Source organism: Leifsonella bigeumensis, assembly GCF_039537265.1.
GTDB lineage: Bacteria > Actinomycetota > Actinomycetes > Actinomycetales > Microbacteriaceae > Terrimesophilobacter > Terrimesophilobacter bigeumensis.
This window is the reverse complement of sequence record NZ_BAABAE010000003.1, coordinates 1,464,893-1,482,395: the sequence shown is the minus strand read 5'-3', so window position 1 is coordinate 1,482,395 and position 17,503 is coordinate 1,464,893. Positions and strand designations below refer to the sequence as shown.

Annotated in this window: 15 protein-coding genes; 6 read left to right on the top strand and 9 right to left on the bottom strand. The window is 68.9% G+C overall.

The window, feature by feature from the left end; all coding sequences use genetic code 11:
• The first annotated feature begins 13 nt into the window (after positions 1–13).
• From guaB1 to ABD678_RS12290, 5 genes are all read left to right on the top strand, one after another.
• Entirely contained in the window at positions 14–1,450 is a 1,437-nt protein-coding gene (gene guaB1 / locus ABD678_RS12310) for a GMP reductase (protein ID WP_344757054.1), read from the top strand.
• A gap of 73 nt (positions 1,451–1,523) precedes the next feature.
• Positions 1,524–2,837: a hemolysin family protein gene (locus ABD678_RS12305; protein ID WP_344757052.1), complete on the top strand. Its 1,314-nt coding sequence runs from the start codon at positions 1,524–1,526 to the stop codon at positions 2,835–2,837.
• Positions 2,834–3,880 carry a hemolysin family protein gene (locus tag ABD678_RS12300; protein WP_344757050.1) on the top strand — a complete coding sequence of 349 codons (1,047 nt, stop codon included), beginning with the start codon at positions 2,834–2,836 and terminating at the stop codon, positions 3,878–3,880. Before ABD678_RS12305 ends, ABD678_RS12300 begins: the two co-directional genes overlap by 4 nt.
• Before the next feature lie 52 nt (positions 3,881–3,932).
• Positions 3,933–4,742 (top strand): ADP-dependent NAD(P)H-hydrate dehydratase, encoded by an 810-nt coding sequence (locus tag ABD678_RS12295; RefSeq protein ID WP_344757048.1) that lies wholly within the window; start codon positions 3,933–3,935, stop codon positions 4,740–4,742.
• A 40-nt stretch (positions 4,743–4,782) separates the two neighbouring features.
• Entirely contained in the window at positions 4,783–6,012 is a 1,230-nt protein-coding gene (locus tag ABD678_RS12290; protein WP_344757046.1) for a glycosyltransferase 87 family protein, read from the top strand.
• Here ABD678_RS12290 and ABD678_RS12285 read toward each other — a convergent pair.
• The 9 genes from ABD678_RS12285 to ABD678_RS12245 all read right to left on the bottom strand — a co-directional run bounded on the left by ABD678_RS12285 (position 6,009) and on the right by ABD678_RS12245 (position 16,754).
• Positions 6,009–6,680 carry a response regulator transcription factor gene (locus ABD678_RS12285; protein ID WP_344757044.1) on the bottom strand — a complete coding sequence of 224 codons (672 nt, stop codon included), beginning with the start codon at positions 6,678–6,680 and terminating at the stop codon, positions 6,009–6,011. The genes ABD678_RS12290 and ABD678_RS12285 overlap by 4 nt on opposite strands.
• A gap of 10 nt (positions 6,681–6,690) precedes the next feature.
• Positions 6,691–7,974 (bottom strand): hypothetical protein, encoded by a 1,284-nt coding sequence (locus tag ABD678_RS12280; RefSeq protein ID WP_344757042.1) that lies wholly within the window; start codon positions 7,972–7,974, stop codon positions 6,691–6,693.
• Positions 7,971–9,146 carry a sensor histidine kinase gene (locus ABD678_RS12275; protein WP_344757040.1) on the bottom strand — a complete coding sequence of 392 codons (1,176 nt, stop codon included), beginning with the start codon at positions 9,144–9,146 and terminating at the stop codon, positions 7,971–7,973. Before ABD678_RS12275 ends, ABD678_RS12280 begins: the two co-directional genes overlap by 4 nt.
• A gap of 93 nt (positions 9,147–9,239) precedes the next feature.
• The gene (locus ABD678_RS12270; protein WP_344757038.1) at positions 9,240–10,130 is read right to left on the bottom strand and encodes a hypothetical protein; all 891 of its coding nucleotides are present in this window, start codon (positions 10,128–10,130) and stop codon (positions 9,240–9,242) included.
• Between the two features lie 48 nt (positions 10,131–10,178).
• Positions 10,179–11,369, bottom strand: coding sequence for a homoserine O-acetyltransferase MetX (metX, locus tag ABD678_RS12265; protein WP_344757036.1), 1,191 nt, complete (start codon positions 11,367–11,369; stop codon positions 10,179–10,181).
• 84 nt (positions 11,370–11,453) lie between these two features.
• A complete protein-coding gene (locus ABD678_RS12260) occupies positions 11,454–12,761 on the bottom strand; it encodes a bifunctional o-acetylhomoserine/o-acetylserine sulfhydrylase (protein ID WP_344757034.1) in 1,308 nt (435 codons plus the stop codon).
• Positions 12,762–12,809: 48 nt separating this feature from the next.
• Positions 12,810–13,988 carry an acyltransferase family protein gene (locus ABD678_RS12255; RefSeq protein WP_344757032.1) on the bottom strand — a complete coding sequence of 393 codons (1,179 nt, stop codon included), beginning with the start codon at positions 13,986–13,988 and terminating at the stop codon, positions 12,810–12,812.
• A 46-nt stretch (positions 13,989–14,034) separates the two neighbouring features.
• Entirely contained in the window at positions 14,035–15,264 is a 1,230-nt protein-coding gene (locus ABD678_RS12250; protein WP_344757030.1) for a M20 metallopeptidase family protein, read from the bottom strand.
• Positions 15,261–16,754: an MFS transporter gene (locus ABD678_RS12245; protein ID WP_344757028.1), complete on the bottom strand. Its 1,494-nt coding sequence runs from the start codon at positions 16,752–16,754 to the stop codon at positions 15,261–15,263. Before ABD678_RS12245 ends, ABD678_RS12250 begins: the two co-directional genes overlap by 4 nt.
• A gap of 40 nt (positions 16,755–16,794) precedes the next feature.
• Between ABD678_RS12245 and ABD678_RS12240 the strand changes: the two genes are divergently transcribed.
• A complete protein-coding gene (locus ABD678_RS12240) occupies positions 16,795–17,472 on the top strand; it encodes a uracil-DNA glycosylase (protein WP_344757026.1) in 678 nt (225 codons plus the stop codon).
• Positions 17,473–17,503: the final 31 nt, after the last annotated feature.

Genomic DNA, 17,503 nt, shown 5'->3' with positions numbered 1-17,503 from the left:
TACCCTTAAATTCATGAGGTTTTACGAGGCGACACCCACCCACGACCTGACCTACTCCGACGTCTTCCTCGTCCCGAGCCGATCCGCCGTTGCCAGCAGGCTCGACGTCTCGCTGGCACCGGACGACGGCACGGGTGCGAGCATCCCGCTCGTCTCGGCCAACATGAACTCGGTCACCGGTGCACGGCTCGCCGCGACGATGGCCCGCCGCGGCGGCCTCGGTGTTCTGCCGCAGGATCTCCACCTGCAGGACCTCGACACGGCCATCCGCTGGGTCAAGGACCAGCAGTCGACCTACGACACGCCCATCGAGCTGCCGCCGTCCGAGACCGTCGCCGAGGCGCTGCGCCTCGTTCCCGCCGTCGTCGGCCAGGGGATCGTCGTGAAGGACGGCGACGAATATCTCGGATGCCTGGATGCCGCGGCGCTCTCCACCGCCATGCCGCATGCCCGCCTCGGCGACCTGCTGCGCGGCCCGCTCGCCTCGATCGACGCCGACGACGTGACCGATCCACGCAGCGCCTTCGACCTCATGGTCGCGGCGGGGCTCGAGTTCGCACCCGTCATGCACCACGGGGCCGTCATCGGAACGCTCAGCCGCAAGAGCGCCCTGCGGTCGACCCTCTACACCCCGAACCTCGACGCGGACGGTCGACTCCGGGTGGCTGCGGCCATCGGCATCAACGGCGACGTCGAAGGCAAGGCGAAGGCGCTCGCCGCCGCCGGCGTGGATGTTCTCGTGCTCGACACCGCGCACGGAGACCAGGAGGCGATGCTGCGCGCGATCGGCGCCGTGGCGGGTCTCGGTCTCGGCCTCCCGCTCGTCGCCGGCAACGTCGTCACGGCATCCGCGGTGCGAGACCTCGCCGTCGCCGGCGCCACGATCGTCAAGGTCGGCGTCGGTCCCGGAGCCATGTGCACGACGCGCATGATGACCGCGGTCGGCCGCCCGCAGTTCTCCGCCGTGCTCGAGACGGCCGCGGCCGCGCGAGAGGCAGGCGCAGCGGTCTGGGCCGATGGCGGGGTGCGCTACCCGAGGGATGTCGCGCTCGCGCTCGCCGCCGGGGCGGCATCCGTCATGATCGGCTCCTGGTTCGCCGGGACCATCGAGGCGCCTGGGACGCTCGAGACGGACGAGCAGGGCAGGCTCTACAAGGAGAGCTGGGGCATGGCCTCCACCAAGGCGGTACGTGACCGCTTCGAGAAGCTCGACGCCTACGAGCTCGCGCGCAAGACCCTCTTCGCCGAGGGCATCTCGTCCTCGCGCATCTACCTCGACCCCTTGCGCCCCTCCGTGGAGGACCTCATCGACATGATCACCTCAGGGGTTCGCTCCTCGTTCAGCTATGCGGGAGCGCGCGATCTTCCGGAATTCAGGGAGCACGCCCTCGTCGGTGTGCAGTCGGCGGCGGGCTACGAGGAGGGCAAGGCGCTGCCGGTCGGCTGGTAGCTATACTCGATCTGACCATGGACGACCCTCCGCCTGAACGCACGTACCCGCCGTCGCCCTGCCAGCAGGCCCGATGTATGAGTTGATCATGCTCGGCGTCGGCGTTCTGCTGACGATCGGCACGGGACTCTTCGTGGCGTCGGAGTTCTCGCTCGTCAACCTCGACCGTTCGGAGCTCGAGGCGAGGCAGGAGCGTGGGGAGCGCGGGCTGCGCTGGACGATCGGCGCACTGCGTATCACCTCGACGCACCTCTCGAGCGCCCAGCTCGGCATCACGCTCACGACCCTGCTCACCGGGTTCACTCTCGAACCGGCGATCAGCGGGTTCCTGCGCCCGCCACTCCTCGACCTCGGTTGGCCGGATGCCGTGGTGGTCGTCGTCGCGAGCACGACCGCGATCGTCGTCGCGACCCTGCTCTCGATGATCATCGGCGAACTGGTTCCCAAGAACTTCGCACTCGCGCTGCCACTGGCGGTGGCACGATTCGTCATCCCCTTCCAGGTCGTCTTCACGGCGGTGTTCCGACCGGCCGTCTCGCTGCTCAACAACACGGCCAACGTCATCCTGCGGGCTTTCGGGATCGAGCCCAAGGAGGAGCTCTCGTCCGCGCGCACCGCCGAGGAGCTGCGCTCGCTCGTGCGACGGTCGGCGACCGCGGGGAGCCTCGACCACGACACGGCGACCCTTCTCGCGCGCACCCTCGTGTTCAGCGGCCACCTCGCGGCCGACGTGATGACGCCGCGTCCGCGCGTCGTCAGCATCGACAAGAGCGACTCGGCCCGGGCCGTCATCGAGCTCGCCAGGACGACCGGATTCTCGAGGTTCCCGGTCATCGACGAGAGCATCGACGAGGTCGTGGGTCTCGTGCACGTCAAGCAGGCGATCGCCGTGCCCAGGGAGCGCCGGGTCGACGTGCCGGTCTCCGCGCTCAGCACCGACCCCCTGCGGGTCCCGGAGACGATGAAGCTCGACACCCTGCTCGGCGAGTTGCGCGGCCGCGGCTACCAGATGGCCGTCGTACTCGATGAGTACGGCGGGACCGCGGGCGTCGCGACCCTCGAGGACCTCGTCGAGGAGCTCGTCGGCGAGGTCTCCGACGAGCACGATCGCACGCGCGCCGGCATCGTGCGCTCGCGTGACTGGGTGACCTTCCCCGGCATGCTCCGCCCCGACGAACTGCTCGATCGGGCGGGGGTCGCCGTCCCGGAGAACGGCCCGTACGAGACGGTCGCCGGCTACCTCATGAGCGAGCTCGGACGCCTCCCCGTCGTCGGCGACACGGTCGAGGTGTCGGCGGGGACCTTCCGCATCGACCGTCTCGACGGACGCCGGATCGACCGCGTCCGCTTCACGCCGAACCCGGCTGGGGACGGTGAAGCGCTGTGACCGACTTCTGGGGCATCGCCTGGCTCGGCATCCTGCTCGTGTTCAACGCCTTCTTCGTGGCGGCGGAGTTCGCGGTCATCTCCGCGCGCCGGTCCCAGATCGAGCCGAGGGCGGATGCGGGCAGCCGCGCAGCCAGGACGACGCTCTACGCGATGGAGCACGCGACGCTCATGCTCGCGACGAGCCAGCTCGGCATCACCGTCTGCTCGCTGCTCATCCTGAACGTCTCGGAGCCGGCCATCCACCACCTGCTCGAGTTCCCGCTCGCGGTCACCGGCTGGCCGGAGCCGGTCATCGCCGGGGTGGCGTTCGCGGTCGCCCTCGTGATCGTGTCGTACCTGCACGTCGTGCTCGGCGAGATGGTGCCGAAGAACCTGTCGTTCTCGATGCCCGACCGGGCCGCACTCCTGCTCGCCCCGCCGCTCGTCTGGGTCTCGAAGGTGTTCCACCCGATCATCGTCGCGCTCAACGCCACCGCCAACGGTGTGCTGCGGCTTTTCAGGGTCGAACCGAAGAACGAGGCGAACAGCGCGTTCACGATCGACGAGGTCGCCAACATCGTCGCCCAGTCGCGGCGTGAGGGAGTGCTCAAGGACGACATCGGTGCCCTCACCGCCGCCTTCGAGTTCAGCGCGAAGAAGGTGCGCGACATCGCCGTCGGGATGGCGCAGCTCGTGAGCCTTCCCGAAGGGACTACACCCGAACAGGTCGAGCGTGCCGTCGCCCAGCACGGGTTCTCGCGGTACGTGCTGCTCGACGCCGACGGAGAACCGAGCGGCTACCTGCATCTCAAGGACGTCATCGACCTCGAGGAGACCGTGGAATTCTCCCAACCGGTACCCGCCAAGCGCGCCCGTCGGCTCATCTCGATCTTCCAGGACACGGATCTCGAGGATGCGCTCGCGGCCATGCGTCGCTCGGGCGTGCACCTCGCGCGCGTCTTCGACGAGCACGGGACCGCGCGCGGCGTGCTGTTCCTCGAGGACATCATCGAAGAACTCGTCGGCGAGGTGCAGGACGCCACCCGTCGGCATCGCTCCTGAGCCGGCCATCCGGCCCGGTGCACTACCAGCCAGGGCTGACTATCGTGGTGGCATGGCCGGTTACGCCGAGTGGACGCCGGAGTCGGCGCGCGACTGGATCGCGGTGCCCACGGAGTGGGACGACAAGTACTCGCACGGCGTGCTCGGGGTCATCACCGGTTCGGTCGACTACCCCGGAGCCGCGGTCATCGGGGTCGACGCCGCACTGCACACCGGGGTCGGCATGGTGCGCTACCTCGGCCCGGAGCGGGCCGCATCCCTCGTCCTCGGGCAGCGGCCGGAAGCCGTCACGGTCGACGGCCGGGTGCAGGCCTGGCTCGTGGGCTCGGGGATGGAGGATGTGACCGACGACTCGCTGGCCTCCGCGCGATTGTGGACGGCACTCGAGTCCGGGAATCCGCTCGTCCTGGATGCCGGAGCCATCGGCTACTCGGATGATGCGGAGGGCCCGACCGTGCTGACTCCCCACTACGGCGAACTCGCGAGGACGCTCGGGGCGGATGCCGCCGAGATCGCGGCCGAACCCGAGGAGTGGGCGGGGCGTGCCGCGCGCAGCCTCGATACGACGGTCGTGCTCAAGGGTCACACGACCTGGATCGCGGGGCCGGGCGGCAGCTTCCGCGTCGAAGCGCGGACCACCTGGCTGGCGACGGCGGGGACGGGGGATGCGCTCGGGGGCATCCTCGGCGCCCTGTTGGCGACGCATGCCAGGGCCATCGCCGAGGACGACTCCGTCCTGACGCAGCTCGCCGCGACCGCCGTGCTGCTGCACGGGCTCGCCGGCAGCCGGGCCGGAGCGGGGGGCCCGTTCACCGTGCTCGGGCTCAACGCCGCACTGCCGGGTGTCATCGCCGCGCTGTGACGGGAGGGGTGCGGCTCGCGGTCGGTTACGCTGAACCGTGATGAGGACAATCGGCAGGAACCCGGTCGCCCTGTGGTCGGCGTTCATGGTCGTGCACCTCTGGCTCGGCCTCCTCAATCTCTACGGGCCCGGACTCCCGCTCGGCGACGTGTCGATCGTCTACAAGTTCTGGTCGGACCAGGTATTCCTCGCCGGCTTCTGGGTGGGCATCCACAGTTCCTGGGTGTATCCCATTCTCGCGATCTTCCCCATGCTCGCCGCCGGGGCTCTCGGTCCGGGCCTTTACGTGAGCACCTGGCTCAGCCTGATGATGATTCTCGACGCCGTCGCCTTCGCGAGCATCATCGGATGGCGTCGCACCACCCGTCGTGACGGCGTCCGTAGCGTGGCGGCGTGGTCGTGGCTCGGCTTCCTCCTCCTGCTCGGTCCCATCGCCCTCGGCCGCATCGACACCGTGACCATCGCGCTCGGCATCGTCGGGGTCATGTTCGCCGCCGCGCGGCCGCGGCTGGCCGCCCTCATCCTGTCGATCGCAGCCTGGGTCAAGGTCTGGCCGGCGGCGATCGTCGCAGCGATGGTCGTCGCGCTGGGGGATCGCCTGCGGGTGCTGGGCACCGCCGTGCTCGTGAGCGTGCTCGTGATCGCCGGCGCCCTGTCCTTCGGAAGCGGGGCCAACGTCCTGAGCTTCGTGACTCAGCAGACCGGGCGAGGGCTGCAGGTCGAGGCGCCGATCAGCACGATCTGGTTGTGGCAGGCCTTCGCCGGTGTGCCGGGCACCTCCCTCTACTACGACCAGCACATCCTCACCTGGCAGGTCACGGGCGACGGGGTCGGAATCGTGGGCGCTCTCATGACGCCGCTCATGGCGCTCGCGGTCGCCGCGATCGTCCTCGTCGCCGTCCTCGCCGTGCGCAGGGGGGCGGAGCCGCCCATCGTGCTCGCCACGCTCTCACTCGCCCTCGTGGCGGCCCTCATCGTCTTCAACAAGGTCGGATCGCCCCAGTTCATCGGATGGCTCGCCGTTCCCCTGGTGCTCGGCCTCGTGACGCGCCACCCGGAGGATCGATGGTGGTTCGTGGTCCCCGCTGTCGTGAGCGCCGTCGTCGCCGTCATGACCCAGGCGATCTACCCCTACCTCTACGGGTGGCTGCTCGGGCTGCATCCGGTCATGCTGGCCGCGCTCACCGCCCGCAACGCGCTGGTCGTCGTCCTGCTCGGCTGGGCAGTGCATGCGCTGTGGGCCATGGCCCGCCCGGAGACGGTGGACTAGAGCGCACCGCTCTCGTCGGACTGCAGCAGGATGCCGTCCTGGATGGCCCGTTTGCGCAACGCCACCTTCGTCCCCACATCGATCCCGGCCACGCGATACTTCTCCCGGATGCGCTTGAGGTAGGACTTCGCCGTCTCTTCCGAGATCCCCAGTTGGAAGGCGACCGATTTGACCGGCTCGCCGCCGCCGTAGAGCGCCATCACGCGACGCTCCTGCGCGCTCAGCTTGGGCGCACCGCCCACGTCGCTCGCATTGAGCGCGAGGTCGAGCTCTGCCGAGATGAAGGCCTCGCCCTGGTGGGCGGCGCGGATCGCCTCGACGATCATGGCCGCATCCTCGCTCTTGACGAGGTAGCCGAGCGCGCCGGCCGCGAGCGCCTCGCGCACGACGTTCGGCTCGGAGTATGTGCTCATGAGCACGGTCTTGACGCCCGTCGTCTTGAGCGTCGAGATCTTGAGCGAGATCGGGAGGTTGTCCTTGAGGTCGAGGTCGAGCAGGACCACGTCGACGGGGAACTCCGGGTGGGTCAGCAGTTCCGGCCAGGTGGTCACCGCCGCGACCATCGAGATGTCGGATGCCGCACCCCGGATCCACTCGGTGAGCGCCCCGAGCAGCATCCGGTGGTCGTCCACGAGCGCCAGGCGGATGGGTCCCTCAGTAGTCGTCACGGTCGTGCCCCTATCGTTGTGCTGCCTGTTCAGCATGGTATTGGTCTGCGGGGTTCGCCACCAGGCAATCGATCTCGACGCGCAGGATGGAGTTCTCCGTCGAATTGGTGAACGGACCGACGCGGGCGATCGAGCCCCAAGTCGCCGGGTCGACGCGGCTGCGGGAGATCCCGGTCGTCGCGACGACGATCGGCACCGAGATCGAGTTCGTCTGCGAGTCGACATCGGAGGCGGCGACAGGGCCGAGCGTGAGCTGCACGGTCCGCCTCTGTTTCGACTTGTCGCTCACCAGGAGCCAGACGGCGGAGAGCAGTCCATCGCGTTGCTGGGGGTCGAGAAGGCCGGCCAGGCTTCCCGCGTCGGAGAGCGTCACCGACTTGCCGAGCTGCTCGGACTCGGTGATCGCGTGGTAGAGCCAGGTCTCGCGTCGGCCCTCGATGAGGTGGAGTCGGAGCTCCGTCGCGAGGGATGCGGCGATCGAGGCGGTCTTCGGGTCGAGGGGGAGCCTGGTGCGGCCGCTCGAGACCGATTCGAAGAGCTCCTCGGCGGCGAGGTCGAGTCGGGCGAGTTCCTCCGACGCGAGCATCCCGACCGCGAACCGCGGAGCGGAGACGGTGCTCTGGACGAGCACCCGGTCGAGCTCGAGCTGCACGATCCGGCGGAACTGGACGACGAACCAGGTCGCGAAGACCGGGGGAAGGATGACCGCGGCGAGCACGACGGCCTGCGCGGGAAGGGTCGAGGCGTCCAGCGGGGTGGTGAGGAGGATCGCGACGATGAAGGCGACGGCGATGAGCCCGGCTGCCACGAGGATCTCGGCGGCGCGCCGGAGCGTGACGGCGATGAGGAGCCCGTAGCTCGCCGCGACGGATGCCGTAGCGCTCGCTCCGATATTGCCGAGCGGCCAGATGGCGAGGAAGTCGAGGGCGATGACGATCCCCAGGCTGGCGAGGAAGACCGCGAACAGCCAGGTCGGCATCCGCTCGCCGAGAATCGTGATCGTGACACCGATCGTGGCGAGGGCGAGGCAGTACACGAGCCAGGCGAAGGCACCGGGGAGGGGGTTCGGATAGATGGCGAGGTTCGACACGAACATCGCGAGCCCGAAGACGGCGGCGATCCCCGCGACGACACCGGCGCCGATCCCCAGGTAGCCGGTTCCGAGGCTCGCACCGCCGGCGCTCGCCTGGCGCAGGGCGCGTGCGGCTGGCGAGCCGGCCGAGGGCTTGGGGCGCCCGCGCTTGCCGATGACGACGCCGAGCGTGTTCTCCTCCGGACGTGCGTATCCGCTCACTTCGGCACCTCCAGCACGACCGTCGTCCCCGAACCGGGGGAGGAGAAGAGCCTTGCGGTTCCCCCCACCTCCCCGAGGCGGGCGATCACCGAGTCCTTGAGGCCGAGCCGGGCGGAGTCGATGTCCCTCACGTCGAAGCCGATCCCGGAATCGGTGACCATGGCCCGCACGGTCGTCTCGTCGTCGGTGATCGTCACATGCGCCTCGGTGACCCCGGCATGCCTTCTGACATTCTCGAGGCACTCGGCCAGGGCGAGGAGGAACGCGTCGAGCACCTCGCTCGGCAGGAGCACCTGGCCGGTCCCGTGCCAGCTGACCTCGAGGCCGATCCGGCCGAAACGCTGCTTGACGGACTCCAGTGTCGTCCCGAGGATGGCATCGTCGGTTGCGGCAACCGGAATCGCGCCGGTCGCCAGGGGCAGGTCCTGGGGCGCCGGGGTTGAGCCGAGGCGCAACTGCCGCAGGAGTTGTGCGTCGTCCCCGGCCTGCGCGCGCAGGGCGTCTTCGGTCACCCCGACGCCGGAGTGGGCGAGGAGGGTGAGGGTCGCCAGCACCGTGTCATGCAACAGGCGTGCGCCCTGTCGGCGTTGCGCCTCGATCTCGCTGGCCTGGCGCTCCGCGCGATGGGCGCGCCCGATGTTGTTGATGCGCCGGGCCGCCCTGGGCACGCTCGAGGACACCCAGAGTCCGACGAACGTGAAGATGATCCACCCGAGGACGACGGCGCCCACCGGGTAGCTGAGCGGGTTGGAACTGCCGGTCGCGAGCACGACGAGTCCGACGGTCGCGGCGAAGCCGGCGACGAGAATGACGACGCGCGGGATGCGGCCGGTGAGTACGAGCGCGAACGACGCGATCGTGCCGCCCGCGAAGGGGATGAGCGCAGTCGCCAGGGCGCTCTGGTCGGGTGCACCGAACGGAAGCTGCACGATCGTGAGTACCCCGAGACCGGCCGCGAGACCGAGCAGGACCCACAGGATCGAGTGGTCACCGCCGAGCCGCACCAGGCTGAAGACCAGAAGAACACAGAGCAGGAGCGCGGCGAACAGACTCGTGAGGTCGACGACTCCGGGAACGCTCAGACCGAGGAAAGCCACGACGGCCAGCGAGATGCCGATGAATCGGGCAGCTCGGTGCAGCAGGCGATCGCGTTCCTTGGCGATGAGTTCCACACCTGCTATGGTCACACGCTTGTACCCACAAGTGGGGGTGCGACACCGCCACACCGGAGTTTTGTCAACTCTCAGCTTCCTGACGGGCGATTGTCAGTGTCGATCCCAGCCGCAGGAGAGGGCGACGAAGTCGTAGAGGGCCGAGCGAACGGCGTCGCTGACACCCAGGTAGATGACGCCCGTGTCCTGCCGGGTCGTGACGGTGAAAGTGAAGAAGGTACCGCGCTTGTCCTCCTGTACGACGTGCGGATCGCAGCGCGCGGGGATCAGGGTGAGGGTGAACGGGACGGGGCCCTTCGCCGACCCGATGTCGAGTTCGAGCGGCACCGTTTCGCCCACGATGCCGGTCACCGGGTCGCGCAGGCTCACGAGTGGACTCCCGCGCACGGTGTCGATCGTGAGTATGCCGCCCTGCCCCGTCGGTGTGGCGGTGAACTCGAGTTCGGCCGCAGGCCTGCCGTCGATGGTCGTCTCCGTGAATCCGGATGCCGCCTCGATCGTGGCGACCTCGGCGACGAACTCGCCCCGGCAGTCCTCCGCCGCGATCTTGGGGAGTTGGCCCAGCCGGTCGTCGGGGGTCATCGTGACGCGGTACGCGACCCCCTCGATCGTGAAGTCGATCGCGACGACCGGGTCTCCGGGCTCGGCAGCGCACACCGCGGGTGGAAGCAGGACTTTGAGGTCGGTCGAGGTGCCGGGGCGCACGGTCGTCGGAACGCGCGCGTAGCCGGCGGCGGGGGTGAAGGTCGGGGAGGAGAACTCGGCGGACACCACCTCGAGCGGCGCCCGCCCGTGGTTGGCGACCGCGATCTCGAGGGAGTGGTCCGCGTAGTCGAACCGGCCCTGATAGACATCGATGGAGACGCCGGGCGGGAGCTCGGTGTTCACCGGGGGCGAGGCGCATCCGGTCACGCCCAGGCAGGCGAAGGCCGCACAGGTGACAGCGATCGAGGTCGCCAGGGTGGCGTGGCGCCGCTTCGGCATTCCGACAGTGTAATCCCGGGGCTTCGGACCGGCGGCAGCGCGCGGGGTTCAGTGCTCCAGGAGCGCTGCGAGGTGGGGGCCGACGAGTTCGTGCTCGATGAGGAAGGCGTCGTGCCCGAAAGCGGAGCCGATGACGACCGCCTCGACCCCGAGATGCGCCGCGATCTCCTGCTGGGCTGCGACCGGGAAGAGCCGGTCGCTGTCCACGCCGAGGATGAGGCTCTTCGCCGTGACCTGCGCGAGGGCCCTGGCGGTTCCGCCGCGACCCCGGCCGATGTCGTGCGAACTCATCGCCGTGGCGAGCACGAGGTAGCTGTTGGCGTCGAACCGCCGGGTGAATTTGTTCCCATGGAAGTCGAGGTAGCTCTCGACCGCGAATTTGCCGTGCCCGCCGAGCGGGTCGATACCGCTCTGCCAGGTGCGGCGGAACCGGTCGTTGAGCTCGCTCGGCGAGCGGTAGCTGAGCAGCGCCATCCGGCGGGCGAGCGCCAGGCCGGCGTGGGGGCCGTCGCCGTCCTTGGCGTCGTAGTAGTCACCGCCGTGAAAGCCGGGATCCATGCGGATGGCCTCGAGCTGGATGGAATTGAGGGCGATCTCGTCCGCATCGCTCACTGCCGGCGCAGCGAGCACGGCGACCCGCTCGAGGCGCTCGGGGAAGCCCACAGACCATTCGAGGGCCTGCATGCCGCCCATCGAGCCGCCGACGACGGCGGCCCAGCGACGGATGCCGATCGCATCCGAGAAGGCCGCCTGGGTGGCGACCTGGTCGCGGATGGTCAGGTAGGGGAAGCGCGAGCCCCACTCGTGCCCGCTGGGGGCCGGACTCGACGGTCCTGTGGTGCCCTGGCATCCGCCGAGCATGTTCGGGGCGACCACGAACCAGCGGTCGGTGTCGATGTATCCGCCCGGTCCCACGATGCCCGACCACCAGCCGTTCGTCTGGTGTCCTGGACCGGCGTCCCCCAAGACGTGGCTGTCGCCGGTGAGCGCATGCAGGACGAGTACGGCGTTGCTCGCGTCGTCGTTCAGCGTCCCCCAGGTCTCGTAGGCGATCCGGACGCTCGGCAGGCTCCCGCCCGCCTCGAGCAGTTGGGCGCCGAGGGTGACGAATCTCCGGTCGCCCACCGGGTCGCCATCCCGCCAGGCACCGGTCGCCGGCGGTTTGCCGAGGAGGGCGCGCACATTCGCCTCGGTGATGAATCCCGAGGGCACAGAGTCCGCTGCCGTCTGCCAGTCCATGTTCCTGCTCACTCCCGTCCCCGTCAATTGTCTCCCGGGAAGGGAGGGCAGGCCGGTACTGTTACACGCGCGGCCGTGCGGTCGTCAGGCCTTGCGCGCCGCGGCGAGCCCGGTTTCCAGGTCCGCCTTGATGTCGTCGATGTTCTCGAGACCCACCGAGAGCCGGACGAGACCGGGAGTCACACCTGCCGTGAGCTGCTGCTCCGGTGTGAGCTGCGAATGCGTCGTCGAGGCCGGGTGGATGATGAGGCTGCGCACGTCTCCGATGTTGGCGACGTGACTGAACAGGCTCACGCCGTCCACGAGCGCGCGGCCGGCATCCACCCCGCCCTTGAGCTCGAAGGAGAGCACGGCACCCGTTCCGAGCGGCGCATACTTCTTTCCGGCTTCGTACCACGGGCTCGACGGGAGCCCCGCGTAGTAGACGGTCTCGACGTCATCGAGGCTCTCGAGCCACTCCGCGATGGCCTGCGCGTTCTGCACGTGACGCTCGATGCGCAGGCTCAGCGTCTCGATGCCCTGGATGAGCTGCCAGGCGCTCGCCGGGGCGATCGCCGAACCGAGATCGCGCAGGAGCTGCACGCGCGCCTTGATGATGTAGGCGATCGCGTCGCCGAGCACGGTCGTGTAGCTCGCACCATGGTACGAGGGGTCCGGCTCGGTGAGTCCGGGGAACTTCTCGACGTTCTTGCTCCAGGCGAACTTGCCGCCGTCGACGATCACACCGGCCATGACCGTGCCGTGGCCGCCGAGGAACTTCGTCGCGGAGTGCACGACGATGTCGGCTCCATGCTCGAGCGGGCGGATGAGGAACGGGGTCGCGATCGTGTTGTCGACGATGAGGGGGACGCCGGCCTCGTGCGCGATGTCGGCGACCTGGCGGATGTCGAGCACGTTGATCTTCGGGTTGCCGATCGACTCGGCGAAGAGCGCCTTGGTGTTCGGGCGCACGGCGCGGCGCCACTCCTCGGCGTCGTCCTGGTTCTCCACGAAGGTCGTCTCGACGCCGAGCTTGGCGAGCGTGTACTTGAAGAGGTTGTAGGTGCCCCCGTAGATGGACGAGGAGGCCACGATATGGTCGCCGGCCTGGGCGATGTTGAGGATCGAGAACGTCGTCGCCGACTGGCCGGAGGACAGCAGGAGCGCGGCCGTTCCGCCCTCGAGCGCGGCGACCCGCTGCTCGACGACATCCTGGGTCGGGTTCTGGATGCGTGTGTAGATGTTGCCGAACTCGGCGAGGGCGAAGAGGTTCTTCGCGTGGTCGGCGCTGTTGAACACGTAGGCCGTGGTCTGGTAGATCGGCGTCGCTCGCGCGTTGGTGACCGGGTCGGGCTGCGCCCCGGAGTGGATCTGCTTGGTTTCGAACTTCCAGTTCGCTGCGGCGTCGGTCATGGTGTGCTCCCTCGAGTTGGTCTGCGATTCAGATTAGAAACGGCCCCGCTACGCGTCAACGCGGGGTGACACACGAGGTAATGAACCGTCCTCGGTCGTCGTGGATGCGACCCGGCCCTGCACGGCGCGGCGCGATCCGGTGGGGTCGGTGTGGGAGGGCCCGCGGATCTCATCCTCGAGCGGGATGAAGAGCCAGCCCGGCTTCGGCTCGATGAGCGGGTGGAAGATCCGCCGCACGAGTGGGCTCGCGAGCAGGATCGAGATGGCGAAGCAGGCGAGGATCATGAACACGAGCCAGCTCGCCGAAGAGTGGTCTCCGCGCAGCACACCGCTCTCGCGCAACGGGTAGAGCAGGAAGCTGTGCAGGAGGTAGATGTACATGGTCGCCTGCCCGAAGCGGGTCATCCAGGTCGTCCGCCTGGGCACGAGGGCGAAGAACGCGGCGGAGAGGATCACGGCGAGCACCATGACCGCGAGGCGCACGAACCCGGCCCACCACTCATCGGCACCGAGCCCGCTGTAGGAGTAGTCGTAGAAGAACCAGAACCTGAGGTCGATCCTGCGCCACAGCAGGATGTTCAGGCCGACGACGGCGAGCCATCCACCGAACACGGCGAGTGCTGCGGCCCGCAGCCACCAGATGCGGGCCCCCAGGTTCCGCCATTTCTCGATGACGCCCCACTGGCGCGCCTTCCAGCCGAGGACGAAGAACGGCAGGATGCCGATCGCCCGCGAGAGCGAGAAGGTGCTGTCGATGTTGTCGAAGTAGCCTGCGCCGACCGAGAGCACGATGGCCAGCAGGAACGGCCAGCGGAACAGCACGAGATAGGGCAGCACGAGCCGGAAGATCCCGAGGGCCAGCAGGAACCACAGCGTCCAGGACGGTTTCGAGGGGTTGAAACTCGGCTTTCCCTCCACGAGGAACTGCACGAGCGACCAGATCGCCTCCATGATGACGTAGGGCAGCAGGATGTCGGTGAGCACCTTCTTCATGCGCCGGGAGGTCGGCGGGCTCGCCTTCGAGAAGTAGCCGCTGATGATCGCGAAGGCGGGCATGTGGAAGGCGTAGATCACGAGGTAGACGATGAGCGCGTTGTTCGAGTCGATCGTGAGCCGTTGGACGCCATGCCCGATGACCACGAGTGTCACGCACAGGAATCGGGCGTTGTCCCAGAGGGGGATGCGCCGGGTCCCGGTCGCGTGCAGGGGAATGGTGAGAGCGGTCACGTTCTCCGTGTTAGCACGCAGAGAGTGGCGTTAGCTGCGAGTCGGCTCATCGGGGAGCGGCGTTCAGGCGTGCAAAGGCGAGCGCGGCGAGGTAGGCCGCGGCATCCGGGAGCACCGTGTCATCGAAGACCACGAGGTTCGAGTGGTTGTTCGGGGCCGTCTTCGGGTCGAGCCCTGGCGGGCAGGCGCCGACGAAGACGAAGGCCCCCGGCACCGCACGCAGCACCGAGGCGAAGTCCTCCGCACCCCCGATGGGGTTCTCGAGGATCTCGAAGCGTTCCTCGCCGAACATCTCGGTCGCGACCCGTTCGGCGAGCTCGACGTGCTCGGGCGAGTTCTGCAGCGGCACGGTGATGATCCGGAACTCGATGTCGGCCTCGAGCCCATAGGCGGCGGCGATGCCGTTCACGAGTTCTGCGCTGTAGGTCTCCACCCCCGCGAGGTTCTCGGGCGAGAAGGTGCGCAGCGTCGCGCCGAAGGATGCCGTGCTCGGGATGACGTTGTTGGTGCCGCGCTCGCCGCCCGTGAGCCAGCCCACCGTGACCACGACCGGATCGAAGGCGCTGAACCGGCGGGTGACCATGGTCTGGAGCCCCGTCACGATCTCGGCGAGCACCTGGTTCGGGTCGCGCGCGAGGTGCGGGGCCGAGCCGTGCCCTCCCGCGCCCCTGACGGTGACATTGAGCTCGGCCGCCGCGGCCATGAGCGTTCCCGGCCGCGTCGTGAAGTGCCCGCGCGGCTCCGAACTCGTCACATGGAGGGCGTATGCGCCGATGACCTCGCCCTTCGCGTGGTCGAGCAGCCCCTGTTCGAGCATGAGGTCGGCGCCGCGGTAGCCCTCCTCGCCCGGCTGCAGCATGAAGACCACCTCGCCGGCGAGCTCGTCGCGGTGCGTCGCGAGCAGGTGGATGGCGCCGACCGCGATCGCGGCGTGCAGGTCGTGACCGCAGCCGTGCATCCGGCCGGGGACCTCCGAGGCGAAGTCGAGTCCGGTGTCCTCCTGCAGTGCCAGGGCGTCGAGGTCGGCGCGCAGCAGCACCGTCGGGCCGGGCTCGCCGCCGGTGATGCGCACGATCGCCGACGTCATCGGGCCGGACGGCCCCTCGTCCTCGCGGCGGTCGATCTCGATCGGCAGCTCGGAGATCGAGGCGATGACCCGGTCGAGCGTCTTCGGGGTGCCCAGGCCCAGCTCCGGCTGGCGGTGGATGTCGCGCCGCACCTCCTGGAGGGGCTCGAGATAGCCGGCGGCTTCGGTGGCGAGGTCCTTGAGGTTCATCGCGCCACCACCTGCTCGGCGCTCGCCGTTGCCGGGTCGGGATCCTCGGCATCCGCGAAGGCGAGCTTCGGGACGAAGAAGAGCAGCACGGCGGCCACGAGCGCCCCAGCGCCGCAGATACCCCAGACCAGGTAGTAGCCGAAGAGGCTCCCAGCCGTCGCCCCGGCGATCTGCACGGCGCCGATCGCGAGGACGATCGCGAAGACCGAGGAGGCGAACGAGCCGCCGATCGTCTTGGTCGTGTTCGTGAGGGCGGAGGCGATCCCGGTCTGCCCGCGCGGCGCGGCGGCGGCGGCAGCGGCCGGCATGGCGCCGACCAGGGCACCACTCCCGAGACCGGCGATGACCATGTTCATGAAGACCTGCCAGGTCTCGAGGTGGAGCGGGATGAACATCAGGTAGCCGATCGCGACGAGGAAGGCCGCGACGATGAGGGCGAAGCGTGGCGTTCTCGAGCGCGAGACGAGCGGGAACAGGAGGGCGCCGACGATCATCGAGATGAGATAGATGCCGATGAGGACCGAGATCGTCCCCGACCCCAGTCCGAGCCCGTAGCCGAGCGCATCCTTGTCGGTGCCCGCGTAGGTCGCGAGCGGCGCCTGGGCGCCGAGGAGGCTGATACCGATGAGGAAGGCGGTGAGCTGCACGGGCCACATGTTGGCCTGGCGGAAGACCCGGATGTCGATGGCCGGATCCTTCTGCCGCAGCTCGAAGGCGACGAACGGCCAGAACGCGAGGATGCCGACCGCGATGAGCGCCCACGGCCACCAGGCGTCGTCGTTGAACTTGAGGAAGGTGAGACCGGAGGTGATGAGCAGCAGCGCGATCGTGAGGATCGAGAACCCGATCCAGTCGAGGCTGCGGCCGGGGAGGGGCTCGGACTCCGGCACGCCGAAGAGGATGACGAAGAAGACGAGGGTGACCGCGATGGCCGGGACCATGAGGGTCGGGACGACCGAGCTGCCCAGGGCATCCGGGCCCCCGAACGCTTCGAACACCGCCGAGCTGCCGAGGGCGCCCGCGATCGCGCCCGCCTCGAGTCCGACGATGAGCAGGCCCGCCGCCTTGCGGGTGGCCGAGGCTGCCCGGCCGCTGCGTCGGCCCTTGTCGAAGATGAGGGCGATCTCGAGCGGCAGCCAGACGACATAGAAGGCCTGGAGGGTCCAGGCCACGAGGAAGCTCGTGAAGTCGCCCGCGAAGGCGAGCCACCACGTTGCACCCGCCGTGAGCACGGTCGAGACGAGCAGGATCCTCTTGTGGCCGTACATGTCGCCGAGCTTGGCGAGGATGGGCACGACGAGTGCGGAGAGCAGCAGCTGGGCGCCCTCGAAGATGTTGAAGTCCGCATCCTTGATGCCGAGGTAGTCGACGAGGTCCGGGATGAGCGGAACGTAGAAGCCCTGCAGGACTCCGCTGACGAATTCGACGAAGAACAGGAACCCGATGAGGCTTGCCGTCACCGCACCGGCGCGGCCGCGAAGGAGAGTCATGAACGCACACTAGCGCCTCGTGCCGCCGTAGTCTGCTGTCATGGCCGCACCGAAGCCGCTCGCCGAGCTCGTCGAACCCGGATGGGCGTCCGCGCTCGAACCGGTAGCCGATCGGGTGGCCGCGATGGGCGACTTCCTGCGCGCAGAGGTCGCCGCAGGGAGGGGCTACCTTCCGGCCGGCCCCAACGTGCTGCGTGCCTTCACCTATCCGCTCGCCGCCGTGCGCGTGCTCATCGTGGGGCAGGACCCATACCCGACCCCCGGGCATCCGATCGGCCTCTCCTTCGCGGTCGAGCGCAGCGTGCGACCGATCCCGCGCAGCCTCCAGAACATCTACCGGGAGCTGCACGACGACCTCGGCATCGAGACCCCGGCCCACGGCGATCTCACCGGATGGGCGGAACATGGCGTCATGCTGCTCAACAGGGTGCTCACGGTCCGCCCGGGCGCCTCGGGCTCGCACCGCGGCAAGGGCTGGGAAGAGGTGACCGAGTGCGCCATCCGTGCGCTCGTCGCCCGCGGGGGCCCGCTCGTCGCGATCCTCTGGGGGAGGGACGCTGCCTCGCTCGAGCCCATGCTCGGCGGCACCCCGACCGTGAAGTCGGTGCATCCGAGCCCGCTCTCGGCGAGCGGCGGCTTCTTCGGCTCGCGGCCGTTCAGCCGGGCGAATGAGCTCCTCATGGGGCGAGGGGCCGATCCGGTCGACTGGAGGCTGTAGCCGGTCAGGGCAGAAGCTGATACGGTTCTTC